Here is a 23,590-nt window from a genome sequence, read left to right as displayed (position 1 = left end):
TGCGGAGGCGGCGGACCGGATGACCGCCTGACGTCGGTACGCATACGTGGCGGCTCAGACGTCTCTCCAAGAGGAGATGTGATGACCACTTCTACTGGGGCTGCGGCCCCTCCCACGGAGCGCCGCTCCCGTGTCAGGTGGGTCATGATCTGGCTGGCCTTTGCCGGTCTGACCATTGCCTATGTGGACCGGGCCAACATTTCGGTCGCGCTTCCGTACATGACCAAGGACCTGCACATCGATCCAGCGCTCTCGGGTCTACTGCTCGGCGCCTTCTTCTGGACATACTCCCTTTTCCAGATACCGATGGGCTGGCTCGTCGATCGCTTCGGCAGCCGAATGCTGTATGCCGTAGCCGTCGCGTGGTGGTCGCTCATCACTGTCGCCATGGCAGCCGTCCGCGGGGCCGGCTCGCTGATCGGCGCCCGGCTGCTGCTCGGCGTCGGCGAGGCAGCTGCGTTCCCGGCCTGCACCAAGGTCGTGGAAAGATGGTTCCCCCGCCAGGAGCGGGGCACAGCTTCGGGGATCTACGACAGCGGAGCGCGAGGCGGCACACTGCTCGCCACCCCGGTGGTGACCGCGCTGATCGCGGCTTTCGGGTGGCGCGGCTCGTTTCTCATCACTGGTGCGTTCGGCCTGATCTGGGTGGTGTTCTGGCTGAAGATGTACCGCGATCCCCGCAAGCACCCGAAGGCCAATGAGGCGGAGCTCGCCTACATCGAGGCTGGCCAAGACCAGGACGCTGACGAATCCGACGACGCGCCGCAGCTGCGCTGGCGCGACTTGCTGCGGTACCGAACGGTATGGGGGATGGCGCTGGGGTTCTCCTGCCAGTCCTTCGTGATCTACTTCTTCATCACCTGGTTCCCGTCGTATCTCGTCGAGGCCCGCGGTTTCTCCCTGCTCTCGCTGGGCGTGTTCGGCATGATCCCGGCAATCGTCGCTTTCATCGGCAACTTCGCGGGCGGCTGGGCCTCGGACGCACTGGTCCGGCGTGGCCACAGCCTGACGTTCGCCCGTAAGTCCTGCATCATCGCCGGCATGCTGGTGTCCGCGCTCATCGGCCTGGCCGCCGTGGTCGACAGCAGCATCGTGGCGCTCGCCCTGCTGTCCCTGTCCTTTGGCGGGGTCACCTTCGCTACGTCGAGCATCGTGACGCTGCCCGCCGACATCGCGCCGCTCTCGACACGGTCGTGGGCGTCCACCATCCAGGGCGTCCAGAACTCGGTGTCCAATCTCGCGGGCGTCGCCAGCCCGTTCGTCATCGGCCTGATCTACAGCAGCACCGGCTCGTTCGTCGGCGGACTGCTTGCCGCTGCGGGCATCGCCATCGTCGGCTGCCTCATCTACCTCTTCATGGTCGGGGACATCAAGCCACTCGAGATCAAAGCGGACCCCGCCGCAGCCACCCGTCCGCTGACATCCACACAGATTCGCTGACAAGCACAACGGAGAAGCACAATGTCCGAAGCCAAGCTGAACCTCCCGTTCACCGGTATCCCGTCCTTCATGCGGGCGCCGATCGTGGGCAACCTCGACGAACTTGACGCCGACATAGCCATCCTGGGTGTTCCCAGCGACGAGGGCTCGCCGTGGTACCCCGGTGCCCGCATGGCACCGCGCCAGATCCGCGAGATGTCCGTCCGGTACGCCGAGTACGGCCCCACCCAGCGTCACGGCGGCTACTACGACCTCGATGAAGACCGCCGGTACCTGGTGCACGAGACCAAGAACAACCGCATCGTCGACTGCGGCGACGTCGACATCGTCTACACCAACCCCGAGCAGACGATGAACAACGTCACCCGCTCGGTCCGCAAGATCCTGGACGCCGGCGCGCTGCCGGTCATCTACGGCGGCGACCACGCCATCTCCTACGGCGTCGTCCGCGCCTACGACCAGCCCGTCATCTTGCTGCACTTCGACGCGCATCTCGACTTCAGGCCGTTTGTGCACGGTGCCCAGTACGGCAACGGCAGCCCGGTGCGGAAGATGTCCTCCCTGAACCAGGTCGGCCAGATGGTGCAGGTCGGCATGCGCAGCATGCGGATGAGCCAGGACGACCTCGCTGACGCCCGGCGCCACGGCAACGACGTCATCACCATGAAGCAGTACCGTCGCCACGGGCTGGAGCGGCTTCTGGACAAGATCCCTGCGGGTGCCGCCGTCTACGTCAGCATGGACATCGACGTCCTCGACATGCCGCTCGTCCCGGGATGCGCCTCGGCGGAGCCCGACGGATTCGGCTACGAGGAGATGAAGCAGACGCTGTTCGGCATCGCCCGGCACGCCGATGTGGTCGGCTTCGACATCGTCGAGATCAACCCGATGATCGATGTCCGGTCCAACAACACGTCCCTGCTCGGGGCCCAGCTGGGCGTGGAGTTCATGGCGCGAGTGGCCGACAGCGAGCCGTACCTGCGCAGGAACGGCCGGCTCGAGGCTGCCGAGCCCTCGCACGCGAGCTGAGCCCACCCAGTCCACGGGACCCGGCCGCGCTCCCAGGCGCGGCCGGTTGGGCGCGCTCGGCATGGTCGTTGAGCACCGGGTGCGGACCTCGCGCGCAGGCGACAGCCGGTACCGAGGACTGGGTGACCCCGTTCGACCTGTCGACCGTGGACGCCGTGGACATGGCGTCGGCAGAGATCGTTTCCAGCTATGCCCAAGCCGACGCCTTGCCGATCAAGGCCTAGGCCGACCAGTGCAAGGTGGACGGGATCGTCACAGCCGGCACGGTGCCGGTGACATCTCCGTTGTGCAACAGGCAGCGCGTGGGCGGGCGGTCGACAAGGGCGGGGTGTTCGTCTCCACCACTCGCGCCGGGTCGGGGTCGGTCTACGACGACGGCACCCCGGGCGTCGTCGTCGGCGCTGACCTGCAGCCGTCGAAGGCTCGGTACTGCTTCAGCTCGGCCTGACATTCACCGATGATCCGGAGCAGGTGCGCGAATGGTTTGCCACGTTCGGCTCTCCGGAGTTCGACCTGACCGGCTGAACCGGCCCGAAAGTAACCACAACACGGGGCCGATGTCCGGCTGTCCCCAGTCCGCGACGGGCTGCGGAGTCGCTCGATATGGACCACACCAGCGGGCCAGGTGGGCCGGCTCGGCGGCATCCTCGCCCGTGGCCTCACATTCATCAGCCCTGACACGGCCGCATGAGCGGACTGTCCGTCCACCTCTGATCGGCATCGAGGAAGCGAAGCACCATGACTGCCCCAACCACCCACACGACCACCGGCAACGCGGACGCCAATTCCCGGCCAGGCCGGATCCGTGTCGAGCACGACCTGCTCGGCGACCGGTCTGTTGATAACCACGCATACTTCGGCATCCACACCCTGCGCGCCACCGAGAACTTTCCGATCACCGCGATCCCGATCAGTACCTATCCCGACCTGATCGTCGCGCTGGCGTGCGTGAAGCAGGCCGCGGCACGCAGTAACGCGGAACTCGGCCTACTCGACACCGACAAGGCCGACGCGATCGCTGCCGCCTGCGAAGACATCCGGGCAGGCTCCCTCCACGAGCACTTCGTCGTCGATGTCATCCAGGGCGGAGCCGGTACCTCGACGAACATGAACGCCAACGAGGTCATCGCCAACCGCGCCCTGGAGCACCTCCACCGCGACCGCGGGGACTACGCGGTGATACACCCGCTCGAGCACGTCAACATGAGCCAGTCCACCAACGACGTCTTCCCAACCGCCGTCAAGATCGCTTTGCAGTTCGCCACCCGTCGCCTGCACGGCACGATGGCCGAGCTGTCCGAGGCCTTCAACACCAAGGCCGTCGAGTTCGCCGGCGTGGTGAAGATGGGCCGAACCCAGCTGCAGGATGCGGTTCCGATGACCCTGGGACAGGAATTCGGCGCCTACGGTGTCATGGTCGCCGAGGACGCCGAGCGCCTGCTCGAAGCCGCAGAGCTGATCAGCGAGATCAACCTTGGTGGCACAGCGATCGGCACGGGGATCAACGCCCATCCCCGCTACGCCGGGCTCGCCTGCCGATACTTGCGGGAGATTTCCGGTGTGTCGGTCACCACCGCCGCCGATCTCGTGGAAGCCACGCAGGACGTCGGGGCATTCGTGCAACTTTCCGGGGTACTGAAGCGCACCGCCGTGAAGCTGTCGAAGATCTGCAACGACCTGCGCCTGCTGTCCTCGGGCCCCCGCACCGGCCTCTCGGAAATCAATCTCCCTGCGGTACAGGCCGGATCGAGCATTATGCCCGGCAAGGTCAACCCGGTGATCCCCGAGGTCGTCAACCAGGTCGCTTTCGAGGTCGTCGGCAACGACGTCGCCATCAGCATGGCCGCCGAGGGTGGGCAGCTGCAGCTCAATGCCTTCGAGCCGATCATCGCGCACGCACTGTTCGAGTCGATCACCCACCTGACCAGTGCCTGCCGCACTCTGACCAGTCGCTGCATCGCCGGAATCACGGCGAACGAGGCGCACCTGAGCCGTGTCGTCGAACAGTCCATAGGAGTCGTGACCGCTCTCAACCCCCACATCGGCTACGCCGCTGCGACCCAGGTAGCCGCCGCCGCGCTCACCACCGGGCGCAGTGTCCGCGCTCTGGTCGTCGAGCAAGGCCTGCTCACCGAACAGCAAATCGCCGACATCCTCCGCCCGGAGGCCCTCATCCCGACCCTGCAAAGTGAACACGCCGTCGAGGCCAGGGATGTCTGATCCGGTCATGCCTGCTGACCCAGCTGCTATGCCCAGCGCATGCGATTGTGGACACCGCCTCGGCGGTGGCTCTGCTCACGAGAACCGGCAGCAGATGTTCAGCAGTTCCGACAGCACCCCGGCGCACTCCGTGTTCGATAGGGGTACCGGGTCCGGGCTCCGACTTCTGGCCACCTCGCAGTGGCGGCCGGTTCATTGAGTCAGGAAGCCTGAGAGGTCCCGTTGCCGGACGAGGTGCGGGCGAACCAGGTTCGCGCCTCGTCGTCGGACAGGACGCGGGTCAGCTCGGCCGTACCCGGGAGATGGGGGAAGAACCGGTTGGCGTTCCAGCTGCGTTGGTACAGCGGTTCGTCCAGCACGAGCAGGCGGTATCCCTCCACGACGGGGATGTCGTCGGGCAGCCCCTCGTTCCAGATCCGTTCGCCGTCCGGGGCGAGGAGTTCGAAGGCCCCGGTCGTGACGGCCTCGGTGCGTTCTCGGGCGGGCTCGGGGTCGGTGGCCAGGCGGACGCTCTCAGCCGAAGGGGTGGTACCGGGCACGTGGCCGCCGCCGACGAGTACGTGGGCGAGCAGCGTGTGCAACTGGAAGTTGTCCCCGATGCCGCCGATGCGTACCTCGAACCCGCTCCCGGTGGGCCGGTGCAGCACCACCAGGGGCTCGTCGTCCAGGACCGCCAGCGCGTAGGCCAGGCACTTGAGGTCATGCCGCTCCAGGGCTGCCAGGTCGCGGCAGGCGGGGAGGAGCGTGGATGCGTGCCGACGGCGCACCTTTGTGCTGCGGCACAGTACGGCCAGCGCGGGCGGCTGCCATTCCTCGACCGAGCACCAGGCCAGCGCCAACCGCGTGGTCTCGTACGCGTCGCCGCCCAGGCGGGCCAGCAGCGCATCATCGATGATCTTCTCGTCGGGCTCCGGCAGTTCGTCCGCGGCTTCGCCGGCGGCGGTCCAGCGGCGGGCGAACTCCAGGGCGTTGAGCAGGTCTCGGTGGATGCCGCCGAGGATCGGCTCCGCGCAGGCCGCCGGATCGGCGCCGCTCTCGACGCAAAAGCCGGCCGCCGATGCCAGGAGCGGGCGCGGGCCGGTGGGCGGGAAAGTGGGGAGCAGCGCGGCCAGCCGGGGCCCCGCCAGGACGCGTTCGGTGTCTGTCGCCTGCTGCAGAGCCTTCAGCGCGGCGGTGAAGGCATGTTCGGTGCGGGCACCGTCGCGAGCGTCAACGGCCTGCTCCAGCTCGGATATGACGGCGTCGAGGTCCGAGGCCTTCTGCTTCCTCTTGAAGATCACTGGCACACCTTAGGCCCAAGGGCTGACAGGCGTCACCGTTCGAATCTTCCGGACCGCTCTGTGCTGTCGAAATCGGTGAACATCCGCTGTCGGTTCTCGTGGACAGGGCCACTGGGGCTCTCTACGGGTGCGCCGACTGGAACATCGGCCCGTGCGCCGGCTGCGCAGCTCCAATTCACCGATACGGCCCCGGCGGCGCGCATGCGTGCCGGAGTTGCCGTGCCCGGGTGGCTGGCCGCCCGGTGCGCGGCAGTTGAGCGCCGGAGCCGAAGGGCGGCGAAGCCGGCCCCGTTAGGTGATCTGGGTCACTTCCGCGTGATGCGGTCCGTTTGCTGACTTTGCGCAAATTTATGTTGCGTGATGAACGCGGGTGGGTGCGTGCTGGTGGGGGTGGTGGCGTAAGGGGTGGCGAGGGGTGGCTGAAGGTGCTGGATAAGCGATGGCGAACGCGTGTGCGTCGCCAAGGTTTTCGCTCTCGGTAATCTTCCTGTGGTTGCCGCTGCACACATGGGTGCTGACGGACGTCGTTCTGGGTGGAGGCGCACAACGGCGCACTCCCGGGAGCCTCCGGCAGTGGGGGAGCCCGGTGGTTCACAAGGAAGGAGCCGTCGTCTGTGACCACTCGACTCGCGGGTGACCTGATGATCCTGGCCGTTACGCTCCGGGTGTTCGGCCGCGACGCGGTCGTTCTCCTGCGCCGTCTCGCGGCCGCCGGTGTGCGGGCCGGCGTATCGGAGATGAGCCGCCGTCACGAGGCGGACGGGGACGGCCGGTGACCCAGAGCCGTAACCGCAGCAAGCCCGTCGCGCCGCCCGTGGCGAAACAGTCACCGGATCTTGCGTTCAAGGCCTTCCACCAGATGTACCGGCCGCAGTACGTCCGCTACGCGCAGACCCTGCTGCGCAACCGGCACGATGCGGAAGAGGCGGCGGATTCGGCGTTCGAGCAGCTTTACCGCAAGTGGGACCAGGTGCTGCTCAAGGAGAGCCCGGCCGCGTATGCCTGGACCGTCCTGCGCAACAAGATCACTGACCATGCCCGGGCCAGCAAGCGGCGCCCGATGATCGACGACGCGGCCTTCGACACCGTCGCCCTGCACGATGCTGTCGACCCCATGGGGCAAGTCACCGAGTCCCTTGCTCTCTTCAGTGCCTTACGTCAGCTCACCGAACGCCAGCACGACGTGATGGTCATGACCTTCCTCCACGGACTGAACGCGACCGAAGTCGCCTCCGTCCTCGGCATGACCAGCGCTACCGTCCGCTCCACCGTCCGCCACTGCCTGCGCCGCCTGAGCGAGATTCTCGGTCCGGACCGCACCACCATGGAAGGACTGCGATGACCCCCCACATCGAGGCATTCCTGTCCCGGGCCCGGCTCACCGCCACGCCCTACACCCAGCAAGACATCGACGCCGCCGAGGCACGCGTCCTCGCGCGGCTCGAAAATCCCTCCACACCATTGCCCGTCCCGGCGCCCGCGGCCCACCCGGTGATCCCGGAGACCCCGGAACACGAAGCCGCGCAGAGCCTGCAGACCCTGTGCGAGACCGTCGTCGCCCGGACCGGTCTGCAGACCCTGGACGACTTCATCACCCCGCAGCTTCCCGAACCGCCCGGGGCGCGGGTGCTGGGCTGCATCCTGCAGCTCGCCGAATCCGAGGAGAACGCCCGCTTCTGGTGGCAATACGCCGCAGGAGCCGGAGACCCCGCCTCCTCCTACTGCCTCTACCTCCACCACCTGGCCCTGGGAGAACAGGGCGAAGCGCGCTGGTGGCACGACCAGACCGAACTCGTCCAGGACGCACTGCCCGCCACGGACAGCACCGACAACACCCCCATCCCGCCCGCCGAGGACGTCCCCTCCGCTGTTACCGCCGCGCTCAAGCAAGTGACCACGACCGACGCGAGCCTGCTGCCCACCGCCCTGCGTATCCTCGGCGCCCTCAAAACCGAGCCCACCCCCATGCCCGCCGCCGTCGGCGCCGTCATCGACTACGTCCCCGCCGCCGTCGGCTACGTCGACGGAATCGACCTCCCCCTCACCGACCCCGACTTCACCGACCACATCCGCACCCTCACCGCCGACACCAAGCCCGCCCGCACCACCCGCCCCACACCCACCCACCTGGAACGCCGCCCCAAGAAAGCTGGGCCCGGCATCTCCGCAGCGCGTCGGCACGCCCTGCGCGAAACCTTGCCCCGCGAGTGAACAGCCATGGCCCGCAAGGGCTTTCCCCTGCCCCGGTGGCAGCAGACTGAGGGACGGGGTCACCGCATCCGCACCACCGTGAGCGTTCCGTGCTGGCCCGATCCCGCCAGGACTCCACCGTCAGGTCGGTCTGGATCCGGGTGTACGGCTCGCCTTCCGTCCGCCGCTCACTCATCACCTCCGCGCCCGCCAGGGCGGCACCGATGTGTGCGGCGAGGACCGGCTCGAGGCGGGCCGACAGCCTTACCTGGCTGCCATCGTCGCCCGATGGCCAGCTGGCGTCACCGGGCTTGGGCTGTGGCACCCGTGACTTGCCGCTCGTCGCGGCTGTTGGGCCCTGTGGTGTGCGTACCTTCGACCCCTCGGGATGCGTACGCCTGGGCCCTGGACCCTCAGGCCAGGGCCCTTCAGCTTCTTCCAGGAGCTAACGACCTCGGGGAAAATTGAGGTCGGGACGTGCTGGCCTGGCGGTTCGGCTGGCGTGTGATCAGCAGGTGCTGTTGCGGACGAGGACGAGTTCGGTGCTTGTCCGGCGTCGGGTGGGGCGCTGCGCGGACCGGTCGGAGACCAGCCCGGCGATCGCCAGATGTGTCTCGGCGTAGATTTCACGGCGTCCGGTGAAGCGCCGCAGGGGTGCCCACTGCCGAAGCTCGGCGTTGGTGTGCTCGACGCAGATCCGGGCCGAGGACTGGCGCCGCCGCGCTTCGCTCCAGGCCCGCTTGTCGCCGTCGCACGCGTCGTCCTTCGGCTTCTTCGGCGGGGCGGTGACCTGGTCGGGGAACTCCTTGGCCAGTCCTGCATACCCGGCATCGGCCTGGGACTTCACCGATGGGTGGAGGCGGAGTTGTTCGGCGATGCCCTCGGTGCGTACGGCAGTCTGGTCGTGCATCCGGCCGGGTCGCACGACCCCGGACAGCAGGATGCGGCCCTGCCCGTCGCTGAATGTGGTGGTCTTGATCGTGTTCTGGCGGCGCTTGCCCGAGACGAAGGCCCGGCGCCCGGGTCGGCCCGCCTGTGGGCGCCTGACCTGGGTCTCGGCGCCATCGAGTCGAGGCTCGATGCCTTCGGCCTCGGCGTAGGCAAAGAGATCCTCCAGTGTCCGCAGTCTCATTCCGGGCCGGTCGGGCACTGCGAAGCCGCGGGCCGCGAGCAACGGACGGACCTGTCGGATCGCCGTCGAAACGGTCGAGCGGTCGACGTCGTACAGCTCGGCCAGGACCTCGTGCGGCAGCTGATGGCGCAGGTGTACCAGGGTGAGCAGCAGCCGGTCGCAGAAGACCAGCTTCGGCTTGCGCCCGGCACCAGCCGCCCTGCGGCGTTCACCGCCCCTGGCTTCGCGAAGTCCGGACTGACGTGCCGCCTCCCACGGGGCGGCGAGTTCGGCGAACAACTCGCCGAAGTGTGCGCGGGAGACACCGGACAGGGCCGGATGGGAACAGGCCGCGCGGGCCCAGGTCAGCTTCACAACTCACCCAACCAGCACGGCCCTTCTCATGTCACGGCCAAATCAGCCGGAACGTCGCCGCGAGCGGCAGCCGCTTCACATGGGTTCAACCAGAGCCGCCCGCCACTCCGGGCGCGGATCAGCCCCAACACTCGTCCAGTACTCCCGGCCACGCACGATCCGTCCCTGCTGGACGGTCCAGAATGAGGCCGCGCGGAACACGCCGAACTCGTCATGCGGCACCTCGACCTCGGAGACCACCTCGTTGCCGTCAGCCACGATCCGCAGTACCCGAATCGACCAGCCCCCCAGGTATTCGCTGTTCACCGCGACGAAGTTCTTGTTGCCGACGATGCGCTCCGCGCTGATCGGCCACTCGACCACGACGTCCTCCGCGACCAAGTCGGCGACAGCTGACCAATCGCGCGCCTGGATCCGATCCCACAATGCCTCGACCACTCCTGAAGAGTCCATGGGGGCACCCTTGCACGGGCCACTGACATCCCGGCCCTGGGGCCCCGGGCGACCTGGCACGCCGACCCCAAAGCAGCAGCCCCCTCACTGCCGCTAATAGATCCCAAGGTCGTAAGGGTGTGCACCGTGCCAAGCGGTAAGAACCCGGAGGCTGTTGACGTACGAGAGCGGCGTGCCACCACCCTGTGTGGGTGGTGGCACGCCGGCTCACAAGGGTTGCACCCCGGGGGCGGAAGGTGCGCCCTTGGTCAGTGGCGGGGCAAGGTCAAGTGGGTCAGCGGCGGTAGCCCCAGGTGTGGGTGTCCACGGTGCGGCCGTGGTCGTCGCGCAGGGTGGCCTTGTCGGCGTTGTTGCTCCAGATGTAGTTCCGGCGGTCCTGGTAGACGTCCCGGCGGGTGTCATGGCCGCGCCCGGTGTGGACACGGACGGTGGCACGGCCGGCCAGGCGCAGGTCGTCGAAGCGGTACAGGTTGCCGTCGCGGTCCGAGAGCGTCCATCCGTCCAGGTCGACCGCGCGGCGGCCGGTGTTGGTGACCTCCACCCACTCCCTGTTCAGGGACCGGTTCGACCAGTCGTCACGGCCGGGGCTGTCGTACTGGATGTCGCCGAGCACGACGTTGGAGTACGACTGGTGGCGGCCGTGTCCGTGGCCGCTGTCGGCGGCAGCCGGCATCGCCGCCACGGCGACGACGGAACCGGCCGCCAGAGCGGTAGCGGCGATGCGGCGGACGGTACGAGAAGCAGACATTGATGTCCCCTCAAGTAAGGGCGCCCAGGACCCGGTCAGGGGCCATGCTGCGCGGTGCGGGTCCCGGCCCCTCAGGCCGAGAACCACAGCCTGGAGTACCTCCGCCATCACCAGCAGCGACATCGTTTCGTGTTACTTAATGCGGACATTTCCGTAACTCGCGATTGTGTTGATCACAGACCCCGCCCGAGCGTGTCCTGACATCGACTGCTGGATGCACGCATCCGCCCCACAGCTGGGAACAAGCCCTATCAGCTCGCCCGCGCGCCCCACCGCACCACCCCGTCAGTCACCCATCGAACAGCACACTCATCGGTAACAGTCATAAGACCCCGCAATTCAGACACGGATGGCCGGGTCGAACATCTGCTCGCAGAATTGTTCGCCCCGAGGTGATCAGTGGATCCGTGTGATCGTGAGGGTGCCGTGGCGCCCTGCCCCGGCCAGGACCTCAACCACAAGGCCGGTGTCCAGCCTTGTGGAGGACTCGCCACCGGCCTCGGCCTGTCCCAGGACGCCAGCTTCGGCGACTGCGGCGCCGATCCGTACGGACAGCACCGGGTCGATCCGCGCCGACAGCCGTGGTGTGCTCTCACCTTCGGGTACCAGGGCGAGGTTGCGGGGCCGCTTCCGGGGGCCAGTGAAGCCGACGACCGCGGCGTCGATGGTGTCGGCGTGACACTGGTGGAGTGTCGGTACTCGAGAGTTGCAGTATTCGCCCGCGGGGCGAGCAGCTCCGCACCCGGCCCGGTCACGTCAGCGGTGACAAGGCGTACAGCTCTCGCCCAACAGGCGCTGTCCGCGAAGACGCCGGATGTCTGCCAGAGGGCACGCCGAACCTGCTGGCGTTCAACAAGGCGTCGACCGGCTGACCATCTCCCCACAGAAGGCCGTGCTGTTCGTCGTCGGCACTCAAGGCCAGGCACATTTCAGCCTGCAGAGCCGAGACAGGAGAACTCCGTCGTCGCTAGCAAGCTCGTGCGTCGTGCTTCTCGCGGTTGGCGAGGACTTGGTCCATGTGAGTCTGCGCCCACTGACGGAGCCCGCGCGTCAGGTGGTGGAGTGAGAGGCCGAGGTCAGTCAGCTCGTAGGTAACGGTGACGGGGACCGTCGGCGTCACAGTGCGGGTGAGCAAGCCGTCGCGTTCGAGGGCTCGTAGGGTCTGAGTCAGCATCTTCTGGCTGACGCCGGCCAGTAGCCGGGCGAGCTCCGAGTAGCGCATCGCCTTTGGGACATGCGACGCGCCGGACTGTTCGGACGCGTCACCGCCCAGCGCGCACAGGATCAGGACGACCCACTTGTCCGAGATCCGGTCGAGAAGCTGACGGCTGGGGCATATCGCTAGAAACGCGTTGTACTCCGCCTTGGCCTGCGCCTTCTTGTCGGCCTTCATCGTCGTCACTGAGGTCGCCTCTCACTCTCTGGGGTGGTTACGCACTTCATAGTGCCTACTTCCCGTAAGGAAGTAACTCCCCAACACTGATGCAAGGGGTCGGAGACACCACCCCTGGCAAGAAGCGAAAGGCACTGTGATGAACACGCCCTCCACATCACCTCTTCCGGGCGGAATCTGGACGCTGGGTGACTCGACCGTCACCCGGTTCGGATACGGCGCGATGCAGCTCGCCGGCCCGTGGGTCATGGGTCCGCCCGCCGACCACGACGGCGCCCTGGCCGTCCTGCGCGAGGCAGTCAGTCTCGGGATCACCCACATCGACACCAGCGACGCCTACGGACCACGCATCACGAATGAGCTGATCCGCGAAGCACTGCACCCGTACCCGGAGTCGCTGTTCATCGCCACCAAAGTGGGCGCGACCCGCGACGCACAGGGCGGCTGGCCCACGGCCCGGCGCCCCGAGGACCTGCGCAAGCAGGTCCACGAGAACCTCGAATCCCTCGGCGTCGAGGCTCTCGACCTGGTCAACATGCGGATGGGCGATGCTCAGGGCCCCCAGCCCGGCTCGATCACCGAAGCATTCGAGACGCTTGTCGACCTCCAACGAGAGGGCCTGATCCAACACCTCGGCGTCAGCAATGTCATGCCGGAGCAGGTCGCCGAGGCACGCGGTATCGCCCCGATCGTGTGCGTGCAAAACATGTACAACCTCGCCCACCGCCATGACGACGACCTCGTAGACCGCCTCGCCGCCGATGGCATCGCCTATGTGCCGTTCTTCCCCTTGGGAGGCTTCACGCCGCTACAGTCCGAGGCCCTCTCGAAGGTCGCGAGTCGGCTGGGGACGACGCCGATGTCGGTCGCGCTGGCTTGGCTGATGCAACGCTCGCCGAACATCCTGCTCATCCCCGGTACGTCGTCCACCGCCCACCTGCGCGAAAACATCGCAGGCGCCGGACTCTCCCTTTCCGACGAGGATCTGGCCGAACTGGATAGCATCGGCCACTGAGTAACACACAGGTCACCGACCGAGACCAGGCAGTTCCTTCCACTCGGACTATCGGGCAGACCATAGGAATATGATCACAGCGCGGATGCTGCGTTTCCGCAGGTGATCGCGGCAACGATCCGATGATCTAAACGAAACGGCCTACCCCTGCGGTGCGGCCCGTCGCACTGCCAAGTAGTCGGACCAGTTCCCGCCGGCGAGGGTGGCCCAGCGTTCGGCTGTCTTGGGGTGGATGCCGAGCAGGTCGGCGATGACCATGGGCGGCAGGTCTACCAGGGCGTCCATCATGGCGGTGTTCCGTGCTGCGCGGGCGGGCAGACCGTGGTGTCTCAGGGTGTCGGCGAGGCCGAGGGGGTTGCGCGGGCGTCCGGGGCTGTGACCAGGCAAGAGATATCGGCGCCTGGCCGTGTTGCTGTGCCGGGGGCCGTGCTGGAGCTGATCGTCGATAAGACGGGCGAGCTTCGGCGGGAGCACGAAGGGGTGCTGGTTGACCGCCAAGTAGGTGTGCTCCTGGTCGCGGCATCCTCGGATCACAGAGGCCATCCCGGTGACCGCTCAGCCGCGCAGGTCTCAGTAGCACCGGGCGAGCCACGCAGCTACATGCTCAGAGCGCGCCTTGCCGGCCCCCGCCCAGGTAGTGCCGTCACTTCTCGTCGACATCCACGACTCTGTTGATCACCAACTGACTCCCGAACGCGTCGATAATCGCTGTCCCTAGAGATGAACGAAGCCACATGGTCGATGTTCCTAATTCGTGTGTAGGCGGTTCCAGATCAGCTCGTGGGTGAGCTGCTGGACTGTTGAAGCGGGTTGGGTTCGTAGCGGCCGCGTGGGCACCGGGCAGACTCCTGTCGGTTCCCGGCCCGTCGAGGCCTTATGAGAGAACGGTGGCGCCCGGTGTCTTCGGGCCGCTGCGGAACCCAACCCGGCCTCCCGTACGTAGATCGTTGTGGTGTGAGCCCGTCGCAGGGCGACCTCTTCGCTTCCTCCCGAGCCGCCGAGCTCTTCGTAAGACGGAGGCCCCTGCGGTGCGCTGGTGCCGCGAACGGCTAGTGAGATGGCGGACCGAAGAGTCCTGGAATTAGGTCGCCGCGTGGCCCGCACAGGCTCACCACCTGCGCACACAACAAGTGAATGGAGAACCGTGTGACCGTGTTCTGCGGGATCGACTGGGCCGAGAGTCACCATGACGTGGCTCTGGTCGATGACACCGGACAGCTGCTGGCCAAGCGCCGCATCACGGATGACACGGCGGGCTACCGGCTGCTGCTGGACCTGCTCGCCGAGTACGGCGACACCGCCGAGGAACCGATTCCCGTGGCCATCGAGACCGGGCGGGGTCTGCTCGTTGCCGCCCTGAACACCGGAACACGGCCGATCTACGCGATCAACCCCCTCGCCGCGGCCCGCTATCGCGACCGCCACAGTGTCTCGCGCAAGAAGTCCGACGCCGGCGATGCCCTGGTCCTGGCGAACATCCTGCGAACCGATGGACACGCGCACCGCCAGCTGCCCGCCGACACCGATCTCGCACGGGCGATCACTGTCCTCGCCCGTGCCCAGCAAGACGCGGTCTGGGCGCGTCAGCAGCTGGTCAACCAGGTCCGCTCGCTGCTGCGGGAGTTCTTCCCTGCCGCCCTGGACGCTTTCCTGGGCAAGCAGTACGGCCTGGCCCGCCCCGAGGCCCGCGCGGTGCTGACCTCGGCACCGACCCCGGCCAGGGCCGCCAGACTCACCCCGGCCCAACTGCGGGCGGCACTGAAACGCGCGGGCCGCACCCGGGGCATCGACGCCGAGGCCGATCGCCTGCGAACCATTTTCCGCGCTGACTACGCCCACCAGCCGCAGGCCGTCGAGGATGCCATGGGCTATCAACTTCTGGCATTGATACGCCAGTTGCACGCAGCCTGCCTGGCCGCCGAGGAACTCACGACGGCGGGGGAGGAACATTTTCGCCGGCACCCGGACGCTGAGATCCTCCTCAGCTTTCCCGGCCTGGGAGTACAGCTCGCCGCCCGGGTGCTCGCCGAGATCGGAGACGACCGCAGCCGCTTCGCTGACGCCCGCGCTTTGAAGGCCTACGCGGGATCGGCTCCCATCACTCGCGCTTCGGGCAAGAAACGCTACGTCGGACGGCGCTTCATCAAGAACGACCGACTGATCACCGCTGGATTTCTCTGGGCCTTCTCCTCGCTGAGAGCCTCTTCTGGGGCTGACACGCACTACCGCCGACGACGCGAGCACGGGGACTGGCATGCCCAGGCCCAGCGGCACCTGTTCAACCGCATGATCGGCCAGCTCTACCACTGCTTGCAGACCGGACAACTCTTCGACGAACAGCATGCCTTCACCTCCTCGGCAGCGGTGTTGACCGTCGCAGCTTGACTTCTTAGGCACGTGAGATGTCTCTCATGAGTCCCATCTGACCCGCTGTCACTTCTTTCCGCATCTCGGGGGAACCTCACCCCCGTCCTCTTTGCTTCCTGGAGGGGGTTACATCCTCTTCCTCTCCTTCTTCCTCTTCATCTTCCTCGTATTCGCCTCCTTCCTCGTCCTCGGGCTCGTCTTCGTCCTTGTAGTCTTCGTCCTCGGGCTCGTCCTCGTAGTCCTCGTCCTCGGGCTCCTCGCCTTGTGCGTCCTCCTGCTCAGCGGCCTCTTCTTCCATGGCGTCTTCGTGGGACACGACGACTTCACCGTCCCGGATTTCACCGCGCCAGCCCTCGGGCTCTTCCTGAGCGAGGGACACGTATCGCTGGAAGTGCTTGAAGTCGAGTCGCATTCGGCGCCCTTGAGCGCGCCACAGGTTGCCCGTCTTCTCGAAGAACCCGGACGGGTAGTACTCCACGACCAGGACGATTCGAGTCAGGCTGGGTGCCAACTCATGGAAGCTGACCGCACCACGGGTAGTTCCCTTGGCTCCCTCGGATGTCCAAACGATGCGGTCGTCGGGAATCTGTTCCTGGACAGTCGCTTTGAAGCTGCGCGAGGAAGGTCCGACTTTGACCTTCCAGGCACTGGACATCTCGTCGCTCTTCGAGACGTCGCGAACGCCCTTCGCGAAGCTGCTGAACTGGTCGTACTGCGTCCAGTGGTCGTACGCGACACGCAGGGGCACTCCCACATCGAGAACCTCGATGATGTTCATGACCTTGCCGCCGCTCGACTTGCGTTTCCCCTTTCCGCCGCCGAACGCTTCCTTGACCTTCCCCACGACTTTGTCCTTGACGCCCTTGGCTTTCTCCCCGACGAATGCCTTCAGCGGGGATTCGCCCTGGAGAATACGGGAGGCGATCGCGGGAAGCGATCCACTCTCGGCCACATCAGTGAGCTGCCCAGTGACATCGGTCAGTTTGTCGCCCGCTTTCTCGGCGAGACTCTCCACCTGTGCACTGAGGAAGTTGGACGCCTCTTCGCGAAGCCGGTCCGCACCCGACTTTTGTGCCGTGGGCTGGTCTGATTCCGTCCTGGTCATGACTGACTACCTCCGACGATCGGCGCGCTTGGACGCTGCTCGCTTCGAGGACGTCGTTTTCCGGGCTGTGGACTTCTTGGCCGGAGCAGTTTTCTTCGCAGCTGTCTTCTTCGCCGGAGCGGTTTTCCGGGCTGCGGACTTCTTGGCCGGAGCAGTTTTCTTCGCAGCTGTCTTCTTCGCCGGAGCTGTCTTCCGGGCTGCGGACTTCTTGGCCGTCCGAGACTTCTCTCCGCGGCGTCGCTTCGGCTGCGTCTCTTCCGGCTCTTCCTCTTCCTCTTCCTCCTCCTCGTATTCGTCTTCCGGCTGTTCCTCCTCTTCCTCTTCTTCTTCCTCGTGCTCGGCCTCCGGCTCTTCCTCTTCCTCGTACTCCGCACCTCCCTCTTCCGGCTCGTACTCCTCCTCGTCCCCCTCTTCCTCCGCCTCATCCTGCTTCTCACCGAGCCGGGCCGTACGGTCGCTGAGGGCATCGGCCAGCGAACTCATGCCCCGGTCGGCGGCGGCAGCCACTGCCTTACGGCCCGCGTCGAAGACTTCCCCTTTGAGCTGCTCCTGCAGCTCGGCGAACTGGGGAATCTCTCCGAGTCTGCGCATCCCTTCGGCGGCAAGCTGTCGGGGTTCAAGGCCGAATCGTCTCCCAGCCAGATACGTCGCAATGGTCAGCGCCAGCCGGCCCTTCTTCGTCCGGCCCAGCACATAGCCGCCCACTACTGCGGCCGCGAGGGTCACCTTGGCTGTGTCATCCATGAGTGCGTCACCTTCGATCGTTCGGTGCGGGGCCGACATGTGCAGCATGCAGCCGGTCCAGCAGCCTTTCCTCTTCCCGGTTCGAACTCCTCCGTGCTGCTATCTCTGTCTTCAAGTTCCCGGTTCAGTACAGCCAGCTGGGCACGGTGCACTCCTGGGGCGTGCAACTCGCGCTCGGCAGCATCGGAGAGCTTCTCCGCCACCCAGATCACACCGCGGACCGGTGCGTTGGGGAGCGTGAGCAGTCCCATGTCAGACTCTGACAGCCTGAACGTGAGTGCCTGCAGCGGCGACGAAGTTGCAACAGGGCAGCGGGCCCGCAAAACGCAGCTTGACGTGCGCGGTGCACGCTTCCGAATCGCTCCGCCGCGCTGCGGGAGACGTCGCTTTCGCCGCGCGGCTGTCGTCGAGGATTTCCCGCCGCGCGGCCGACGTTCTTCTGCCATGCATTCAAGTCTGATCGGTATCGGGTGCCTCGCACCTTGAGGAGCTATCGGGCGCACCAACCGGGGTGGGCGGCTGCTGTGGTGATCGATGTTTTGGCGGTGTAGCGGGCGACGGTGCACGAGCCCATCCTTTTCATGGCTGCGGGGTCCAGGTGCCGGTCGTGCGGTCACGGTGTCGGCCGGGTGCACGAAGGGCTGTTCCACGTCTGTGGTTGCGGCGTGCGCGAGTCCACGCCGGGCAAGGGCAAGACGCTCCGTGTAATGCGGCGCGCGACGTTGCAGCCAGGAGCACCACTCTCGTCGCCACCTGGCGGTCGAGCGCTCCACCCGCTATCTGATGCTTGTACATCTGCCGCGTGGCCACAGCATCCTGGCCACCCGCAACGCCTCGCCGCGACCGTCCAATCTCTTCCGCCGCACCTGTGGAGTTCCCTGACCTGGGACCAGGGCGTGGAGATGGCGGCCCACCAGTCGTTCACCAAGGCCACGGACATTCCGGTCTACTTCTGCAACCTGGCGAGCCCTGGCAGCGCGGCTCGGACAAGAACGCCAAGGCCTGCTGCGCCAGTAGTTCCCAAAAGGCATTGACCTCTGTCCCACACCCCTCAGCAGGTGGAGGTGGTGGCCGCCGAACTCAACAGCCGACCACGAAAGACGCTCGGCTGGGAGACCCCGGCCGAGCGTCTCGCTAAGCTGGTGGACCCAGTCAGCTGACCAGCAGTGTTGCGACGACCCCTCGAATTTGCCGGACACCAGGCATGGGCGGGAGGATGAACTGTTGGGGCTGGTCCTCTCGTCCTGCCGCTCACTGTGTGTTTTGGGGCATTCCTTCGACGACTTCCGCAAGTCGCCGGAGCATGCTGCGGTGTCGGATCTGCGCAAAGACGTCGAGGGCTGTGTTGTGGAGACTCCCTCCCAGTCCGCGCAGCGGATGCTCGTCGAGAATGACCAGGGTCTTGTCGCCCCACGGCCGGATGTCGAAGGCGATCCGTGCCGTACCCAACGGCCCTCCGTGCGCTTCGAGTTCCAGCGCGCGCGGCGCGTCGAGGCGGCGGACCGTCGTGCGGCCGTGGAACTCCTTCGGCCCCACACGTACCGTGTATGTGATCGACGATCCGACTTCCGGCCAACGCCCGTTACCCGGGGTGGAGTCGAAGGTCCCCACCACCCAGTCCGCGTAACGGCTCTCATCCTCCAGAACCGCCCAGAGTACGGACGGTTCCCGGGCGATGAGCTGATGACGTACAGCCATGTGTGCTCCCATCCGGGATATTGGAATTCCCGACTCTGGCAGCGATCTGCGGGCCGGCACCGAAATCCACATCGAGCACGCGGCACCCGAACACACCGAGATCACAGCCGCCGCTGGCCATCACATTGGCCGCGTGCACGGGGAGCCGGAACAAGCAGCCCTACCAGTAATGCCGTCGACCGCCCACCGCATGCCCGACGGCACCCAGGATCCAAAGAACGATACCGATCGCGACGAGCACGATACCGATGGTCCATAGGATCGATATGCTGGCCACCAGACCGATGACCAGCAGAATGACGCCGAGAATGATCATGGCGTCCTCCGTTCTCCCAGGTCTTTTCAGTATGCGCCTCGCATATACACACGGCGATGCAGACCGTGCGAGGCGATCGTCCACCAAACCGGGAGAGGGCCTTGCCGCGAGGGCAGGCACATCCTGCGTTTCCGCCTGGTCGTCATCATCGCCAGTGCGCTCGGCACCATCGGTGTCGTGACGCAAACCATCAGCTTCCGACAACCATCCTTAAAAAGCGCGGTCCCGATATGGGTATGGCCCCGTCTGCACGAGGTTCTATGGCGGCATCTCCCGCAGTGGGACCCGCTCCAAGACACCGTACTGACCGACGTCGCCCTATGGAGATCACCGTGCGCAGGGACCGTGAAGGCGCGTTCGAGCCGAGGATCGTACGCCAGCGGCAGAAGCCTCTGCCGGGCGGTCAAGGCACGCGGTCACTTCCCCAACGAAGGCCGCACTGAAGCGCGTCCGCTGGCTGCGCACGACCGGAAGGCGGTATGCGTCATGCGCGCACGCCGGGCGAGGCGATTCCCGCGCCCGGCGCGCTATCCCTTACGGGGCTGCGCATGCACTCCACCCATACGCCCACAGCACCCTGCACGCCACCGCGAGCACGGGCACACATGCAGGACACTCGCGGAGAAGCCGTGGGGTGCGGCTGTGGGCACTGCTGACGGTCAAACGTGGCAGGATACGGCCACGGCGCGGCGTCTTGCCTCTTCGACCAGGCGGGAGGTCTCACGGGCCTCGTGTTTATGGCCCGTCGGGGTATCGGTGCTCCTGGAGTACCAGGAGGTGTTCGGCGAGTCCGGCCAGCTCGGCTGCCGCGGCGTGGATCTGGGAGACGAGCGCTGTGGCCACCACCGCTGCCCGGTCGGCGGTGTAGAGACCCGTTCCCGCTCCGTCCGCACCGAGCGGCCCTGTCCCGTGCTCATTGAGCGGCTCGTCAGCGTGGCGTGCGGGCTGGGGGAGGGGGCGCCGTTCCACTCGCCGTCTCTTCTCTTGTTCCTGGTTTCAGCGTGAGGCTCAACGATCGGGCGGTCAGGCTCGGCATCGGCCATCGGGTCAGATGCCCGCGCCGTGTGCGCAGACCAGCGGGTGTGCCGCTTTTCCTGCACCCAGGCACGGGTGAGCTGCGCGGCGACGTGGCGGGGTGGGCGTTTGTTCTGTGGACGCCCGCTTGTGCGGCGGCCCCCTGGCACTCAGTCAAAAAAATGCCGCGTGCCGGGGGCCGTCTGCGTGGCGGTGCGGGATATCCCTGCGGCGACCTTCGGGTGTACTCGGCGATTCCTCGGATGTCCCGCATCCCCGAAATTGTATGCCCGATATGCGGCCTTGGTTCGGGTGCTCGACGGTTTGGTCGTGGTCGTGGTCGTGGTCGTGGTCGTGGTCGTGGTCGTGGTTGTGGTCGTGGTCCGGTTCGGGCCGGTGAACTGTTCCTCTGCGTTCGCCGGGGCCGGCGATGCCAGGCTGTGGTCCGTCTCCGCGTTCGGCGTGGCTGCCGGTGATCGCGTCTGGCCGGGTGGTTGCGGGCCCGGTCCCCTTGATCTCGGTCCAGTTCGGGGAGTGCGGTCCGGACGACAACTGGGTGTGGGTGACCTCGGCGGGCCAGCGGGTCCCGGAGTCGAGGACCAGGGTGACGGTGCCCCGCAGCAGGAGTGCTTCGCCACCGGGTGCGGTCAGCCGGGCCGTCCAGGGCCGGTCCGTGTCTGCCGGGCTGTGCTCCTGGGCGACGGTGACCTCTGCCCAGACGCGGACCAGGGTCCCGTCCGTGCGCTCCACCGTGGCCAGCCCCTCGCAGGGGTTCATGCTCCCCAGTCTGCGCCGGCGCCGGGCTGTCGCGCAGCGTGGGCAGTGATTGGTTGGGTCTGCCCTGTTGACCGTCAGCAGTGCCCGCAGCCGCACTACCCACCGCTTCTGGTCCGGTGCCCTGTGTGTTCACCGCGCTGTCCCGGGTGGCGGGCGGGGCGTTGGGGGCGTATGGGTGGAGTGCATGCGGCGGCCCGGCAAGGCGTGCGGGGCGCGGGAATCGCCTCCCGGGCTGCCGCGCGCCTGGGGCCGGATGACAGGGATCTGAGCAGCGACATCAAGGGAGGCGTGCGATGTCGTCAGGAATTGTCATTGCGATCATTGTCGCGGTCGTCGTCATTGTCCTCGCGATCGGCTTGTGGACGGCAGTTCGTCGCCGTCACCTGAGGGACCGTTTCGGCGCCGAGTACGAGCGCGCGGTGGAAGCCGAGGGTGGTCACAGGGCGGCAGAACGTGATCTGCGCGCCCGCGAGGAACGGCATGACGACCTCGATCTGAAGCCGCTGGCCTCGACTGCCCGTCAGCAGTACGCGCAGGACTGGAACAGCGTGCAGGAGCACTTCGTGGACCGTCCGCAAGAGGCGGTCGGTGAGGCGGACCAGCTGGTGACCCGGCTCATGAAGGAACGTGGTTACCCGACCGAGGGGTACGAGCAGCAGGTGAAGGACCTGTCGGTCGAGCACGGGCGCACGCTGGAGCATTATCGCGCCGCCCACGAAGTCAATGCACGAGCCGGCGGCCGGCAGACGACCACCGAGGAACTGCGGGGGGCGATGGTGCACTACCGCGCGCTCTTCGACGACCTGCTCACCAACGGCGACAGGCCGGGACAGCAACGCGCTTGACCCGGACCCCGCGTATGCCGGCGGGCCGCGGATGAAGAGCCCGCCGAAATTGATTCGGACGAGGTGGACAAGCATGCAGCGCGAACACAGTGAAGCGGGCGACATGGGCCTGAGCACCGAGGATCTTGCCCGGCCCCGGGAGGACCAGGACGCAGATCGTGGGACGGCGCCGGCAGCGGCGGATGACGCTCCCCCGTCCGCCGAGGGTGCCACTGCGGACGCGGCGTCCCAGGAGCCGGCGGCAGGCGCACCGCATGGATCGGCGCCGGAAGACACCCAGGCGAACGAGCCGCTTCTCGGTCCCGAGGAAGCCGAGGCCTTCCAGTCCAAATGGCAGGCCGTCCAGACAGCTTTCGTCGACGATCCGCAGGAAGCCGTCCGTGCGGCCGACGCGTTGGTCGCCGAGGTCATGCAGACGCTGGCCGGGTCGTTCGCATCCCGCAAGGAAGGGCTCGAAAGCCAGTGGGGCCGGGGCGAGGAGGTCCTCACCGAGGATCTCCGCATAGCACTTCAGCGCTACCGCTCGTTCTTCAACCGCCTGCTCACCACCTGACCGCGGGAAGACCACACCAGTGTCCGAACCGAAATCCATCGGAAAGGAAGTGTGTGATGACTACGGCGCGCGACATCATGACGCCGGACGCCGAGTGCATCGGCGCGAACGAATCCGCGCTCCTGGCCGCCCACAAGATGGCCGAACTGGGCGTGGGTGCTCTGCCTATCTGCGGAGCGGACGAACGTCTCAAGGGCGTACTCACCGACCGTGACATCGTGATCAAGGTGCTTGCGGCGGACAAGGACCCCGCTGAGATCAAGGCGGGCGAGCTGGCGCAGGGTGAGGCCGTCACGATCGGCGCGGACGACGATGCGTCGGAGATTCTCCGCACGATGAGTGAACACAAGGTGCGTCGACTGCCGGTCATCGACGGACACGTGTTGGTCGGAATGGTCGCCCAGGCCGATGTCGCCCGGGCACTGCCCGATCCGGCCGTCGGCGACCTCCTCGAAGCACTATCCGCCGCCTGACCAATTCTGGGCTGTGCGCCAATCGAGGAGGCCTTGTGACAACACCACCGCCGGGACCACCCGGCCCGCACCCCGAGCCCGTCCCTCCGTCGCCTGGCCCTGTGCCGAGCCCGCCGGACCCGGTACCAGGCCCAATGCCCTCTCCACCGGACCCTGTTCCCCCGCCGCCACACCCTCCTACCGAACCCAAGCCTGTTGGCGGGAGGAGGAACGGCACCTGAGCTGCGAAGGCGATCACGAAATCTGAAGGCGCCGGCAAGTTTCCCCGCGGCCGCCTACCGGGGATACCTCGTCGCCCTTCAACCACGCGGAGACTGTTTCGCGGCCGGGACCGGTCTGGTTTGCGCGTGGTGCCTTCATTCGCCGCGGCCGGTGATGAAGTCGCGGGCACGATCGACCAGGCCTAGTGCAGCGCCGCACTGATCCTGCGAGGGTCAGGATCGC

General features: G+C 66.7%; 25 protein-coding genes and 2 pseudogenes. 13 read left to right on the top strand and 14 right to left on the bottom strand.

The genetic code is table 11. The features are described 5' to 3' along the window. The first annotated feature begins 81 nt into the window (after window positions 1-81). The 4 genes from OG395_RS00655 (at window position 82) to OG395_RS00640 (ending at window position 4,689) form a co-directional block, all read left to right on the top strand. On the top strand, window positions 82-1,440 hold the full coding sequence (locus tag OG395_RS00655; RefSeq protein ID WP_327241138.1) for an MFS transporter: 1,359 nt from the start codon (window positions 82-84) through the stop codon (window positions 1,438-1,440). Window positions 1,441-1,461: 21 nt separating this feature from the next. Further along, on the top strand, window positions 1,462-2,469 hold the full coding sequence (locus tag OG395_RS00650; RefSeq protein ID WP_327241137.1) for an arginase family protein: 1,008 nt from the start codon (window positions 1,462-1,464) through the stop codon (window positions 2,467-2,469). A 286-nt stretch (window positions 2,470-2,755) separates the two neighbouring features. Further along, the gene (locus tag OG395_RS00645) at window positions 2,756-2,917 is read left to right on the top strand and encodes a hypothetical protein (RefSeq protein WP_327241136.1); all 162 of its coding nucleotides are present in this window, start codon (window positions 2,756-2,758) and stop codon (window positions 2,915-2,917) included. A gap of 290 nt (window positions 2,918-3,207) precedes the next feature. Then, a complete protein-coding gene (locus tag OG395_RS00640) occupies window positions 3,208-4,689 on the top strand; it encodes an aspartate ammonia-lyase (protein WP_327241135.1) in 1,482 nt (493 codons plus the stop codon). A 200-nt stretch (window positions 4,690-4,889) separates the two neighbouring features. Here OG395_RS00640 and OG395_RS00635 read toward each other — a convergent pair whose 3' ends face one another. Continuing rightward, complete coding sequence (locus tag OG395_RS00635) at window positions 4,890-5,969, bottom strand: hypothetical protein (protein WP_327241134.1); 1,080 nt, start codon at window positions 5,967-5,969, stop codon at window positions 4,890-4,892. Between the two features lie 614 nt (window positions 5,970-6,583). Between OG395_RS00635 and OG395_RS00630 the strand changes: the two genes are divergently transcribed. The 3 genes from OG395_RS00630 to OG395_RS00620 are packed head-to-tail and all read left to right on the top strand — an operon-like array spanning window position 6,584 to window position 8,180. Beyond that, window positions 6,584-6,745: a hypothetical protein gene (locus OG395_RS00630; RefSeq protein ID WP_327241133.1), complete on the top strand. Its 162-nt coding sequence runs from the start codon at window positions 6,584-6,586 to the stop codon at window positions 6,743-6,745. Next, entirely contained in the window at window positions 6,742-7,311 is a 570-nt protein-coding gene (locus tag OG395_RS00625; protein WP_327241132.1) for an RNA polymerase sigma factor, read from the top strand. The genes OG395_RS00630 and OG395_RS00625 overlap by 4 nt, the downstream gene beginning before the upstream one ends. Further along, window positions 7,308-8,180, top strand: a complete 873-nt coding sequence (locus OG395_RS00620) for a hypothetical protein (protein WP_327241131.1) — start codon at window positions 7,308-7,310, stop codon at window positions 8,178-8,180. The genes OG395_RS00625 and OG395_RS00620 overlap by 4 nt, the downstream gene beginning before the upstream one ends. A 487-nt stretch (window positions 8,181-8,667) precedes the next feature. Here the strand turns inward: OG395_RS00620 and OG395_RS00615 are convergent, their stop codons facing one another. From OG395_RS00615 to OG395_RS00595, 5 genes are all read right to left on the bottom strand, one after another. Beyond that, a complete protein-coding gene (locus OG395_RS00615; protein WP_327241130.1) occupies window positions 8,668-9,645 on the bottom strand; it encodes a transposase family protein in 978 nt (325 codons plus the stop codon). Between the two features lie 75 nt (window positions 9,646-9,720). Continuing rightward, window positions 9,721-10,098, bottom strand: coding sequence for a nuclear transport factor 2 family protein (locus OG395_RS00610; RefSeq protein ID WP_327241129.1), 378 nt, complete (start codon window positions 10,096-10,098; stop codon window positions 9,721-9,723). Window positions 10,099-10,372: 274 nt separating this feature from the next. Then, window positions 10,373-10,846 (bottom strand): lamin tail domain-containing protein, encoded by a 474-nt coding sequence (locus tag OG395_RS00605; protein ID WP_327241128.1) that lies wholly within the window; start codon window positions 10,844-10,846, stop codon window positions 10,373-10,375. A gap of 396 nt (window positions 10,847-11,242) precedes the next feature. Then, window positions 11,243-11,404: a hypothetical protein gene (locus OG395_RS00600; protein ID WP_327241127.1), complete on the bottom strand. Its 162-nt coding sequence runs from the start codon at window positions 11,402-11,404 to the stop codon at window positions 11,243-11,245. A 409-nt stretch (window positions 11,405-11,813) separates the two neighbouring features. Then, window positions 11,814-12,239: a winged helix-turn-helix transcriptional regulator gene (locus OG395_RS00595; protein WP_175262200.1), complete on the bottom strand. Its 426-nt coding sequence runs from the start codon at window positions 12,237-12,239 to the stop codon at window positions 11,814-11,816. Window positions 12,240-12,378: 139 nt separating this feature from the next. Between OG395_RS00595 and OG395_RS00590 the strand changes: the two genes are divergently transcribed. Then, window positions 12,379-13,254, top strand: coding sequence for an aldo/keto reductase family oxidoreductase (locus OG395_RS00590; protein WP_327241126.1), 876 nt, complete (start codon window positions 12,379-12,381; stop codon window positions 13,252-13,254). Window positions 13,255-13,395: 141 nt separating this feature from the next. Here the strand turns inward: OG395_RS00590 and OG395_RS00585 are convergent, their stop codons facing one another. Beyond that, window positions 13,396-13,797, bottom strand: a complete 402-nt coding sequence (locus OG395_RS00585; protein ID WP_327241125.1) for a hypothetical protein — start codon at window positions 13,795-13,797, stop codon at window positions 13,396-13,398. 591 nt (window positions 13,798-14,388) lie between these two features. On the opposite strand from OG395_RS00585, the gene OG395_RS00580 reads away from it, so the two are divergent. Then, entirely contained in the window at window positions 14,389-15,639 is a 1,251-nt protein-coding gene (locus tag OG395_RS00580) for an IS110 family transposase (RefSeq protein WP_327241124.1), read from the top strand. Between the two features lie 76 nt (window positions 15,640-15,715). Here the strand turns inward: OG395_RS00580 and OG395_RS00575 are convergent, their stop codons facing one another. The 3 genes and pseudogenes from OG395_RS00575 to OG395_RS00565 all read right to left on the bottom strand — a co-directional run bounded on the left by OG395_RS00575 (window position 15,716) and on the right by OG395_RS00565 (window position 17,721). After that, on the bottom strand, window positions 15,716-16,726 hold the full coding sequence (locus tag OG395_RS00575) for an SRPBCC family protein (RefSeq protein WP_327241123.1): 1,011 nt from the start codon (window positions 16,724-16,726) through the stop codon (window positions 15,716-15,718). A gap of 6 nt (window positions 16,727-16,732) precedes the next feature. Further along, the gene (locus OG395_RS00570; protein WP_327249213.1) at window positions 16,733-17,470 is read right to left on the bottom strand and encodes a histone protein; all 738 of its coding nucleotides are present in this window, start codon (window positions 17,468-17,470) and stop codon (window positions 16,733-16,735) included. 7 nt (window positions 17,471-17,477) lie between these two features. Further along, a pseudogene (locus tag OG395_RS00565) lies at window positions 17,478-17,721 on the bottom strand (gas vesicle protein GvpG). A 508-nt stretch (window positions 17,722-18,229) separates the two neighbouring features. Here OG395_RS00565 and OG395_RS00560 point away from each other — a divergent pair. Further along, window positions 18,230-18,630: pseudogene (locus OG395_RS00560) on the top strand (IS30 family transposase); the annotation flags it as partial. Between the two features lie 91 nt (window positions 18,631-18,721). Here OG395_RS00560 and OG395_RS00555 read toward each other — a convergent pair. From OG395_RS00555 to OG395_RS00540, 4 genes are all read right to left on the bottom strand, one after another. Then, window positions 18,722-19,168, bottom strand: a complete 447-nt coding sequence (locus OG395_RS00555) for an SRPBCC family protein (RefSeq protein ID WP_327241122.1) — start codon at window positions 19,166-19,168, stop codon at window positions 18,722-18,724. A gap of 160 nt (window positions 19,169-19,328) precedes the next feature. Beyond that, window positions 19,329-19,484 (bottom strand): DUF6131 family protein, encoded by a 156-nt coding sequence (locus tag OG395_RS00550; protein WP_266749788.1) that lies wholly within the window; start codon window positions 19,482-19,484, stop codon window positions 19,329-19,331. Between the two features lie 735 nt (window positions 19,485-20,219). Beyond that, entirely contained in the window at window positions 20,220-20,453 is a 234-nt protein-coding gene (locus OG395_RS00545; RefSeq protein WP_327241121.1) for a hypothetical protein, read from the bottom strand. Window positions 20,454-20,672: 219 nt separating this feature from the next. Further along, window positions 20,673-21,275: a hypothetical protein gene (locus OG395_RS00540; RefSeq protein WP_327241120.1), complete on the bottom strand. Its 603-nt coding sequence runs from the start codon at window positions 21,273-21,275 to the stop codon at window positions 20,673-20,675. Between the two features lie 293 nt (window positions 21,276-21,568). Between OG395_RS00540 and OG395_RS00535 the strand changes: the two genes are divergently transcribed. The 3 genes from OG395_RS00535 to OG395_RS00525 all read left to right on the top strand — a co-directional run bounded on the left by OG395_RS00535 (window position 21,569) and on the right by OG395_RS00525 (window position 23,146). Beyond that, window positions 21,569-22,120, top strand: a complete 552-nt coding sequence (locus OG395_RS00535; RefSeq protein ID WP_327241119.1) for a hypothetical protein — start codon at window positions 21,569-21,571, stop codon at window positions 22,118-22,120. A 73-nt stretch (window positions 22,121-22,193) separates the two neighbouring features. Continuing rightward, complete coding sequence (locus OG395_RS00530) at window positions 22,194-22,673, top strand: hypothetical protein (protein WP_327241118.1); 480 nt, start codon at window positions 22,194-22,196, stop codon at window positions 22,671-22,673. Window positions 22,674-22,729: 56 nt separating this feature from the next. Further along, window positions 22,730-23,146, top strand: coding sequence for a CBS domain-containing protein (locus OG395_RS00525; protein WP_327241117.1), 417 nt, complete (start codon window positions 22,730-22,732; stop codon window positions 23,144-23,146). Window positions 23,147-23,590 lie beyond the last annotated feature (444 nt).

It is taken from the genome of Streptomyces sp. NBC_01320 (assembly GCF_035974375.1).
In the GTDB taxonomy this organism is placed as follows: Bacteria; Actinomycetota; Actinomycetes; order Streptomycetales; family Streptomycetaceae; genus Streptomyces; species Streptomyces yanii.
Note: the sequence above shows the minus strand (reverse complement) of the source record. Positions and strands in the feature narration are given on the sequence as shown.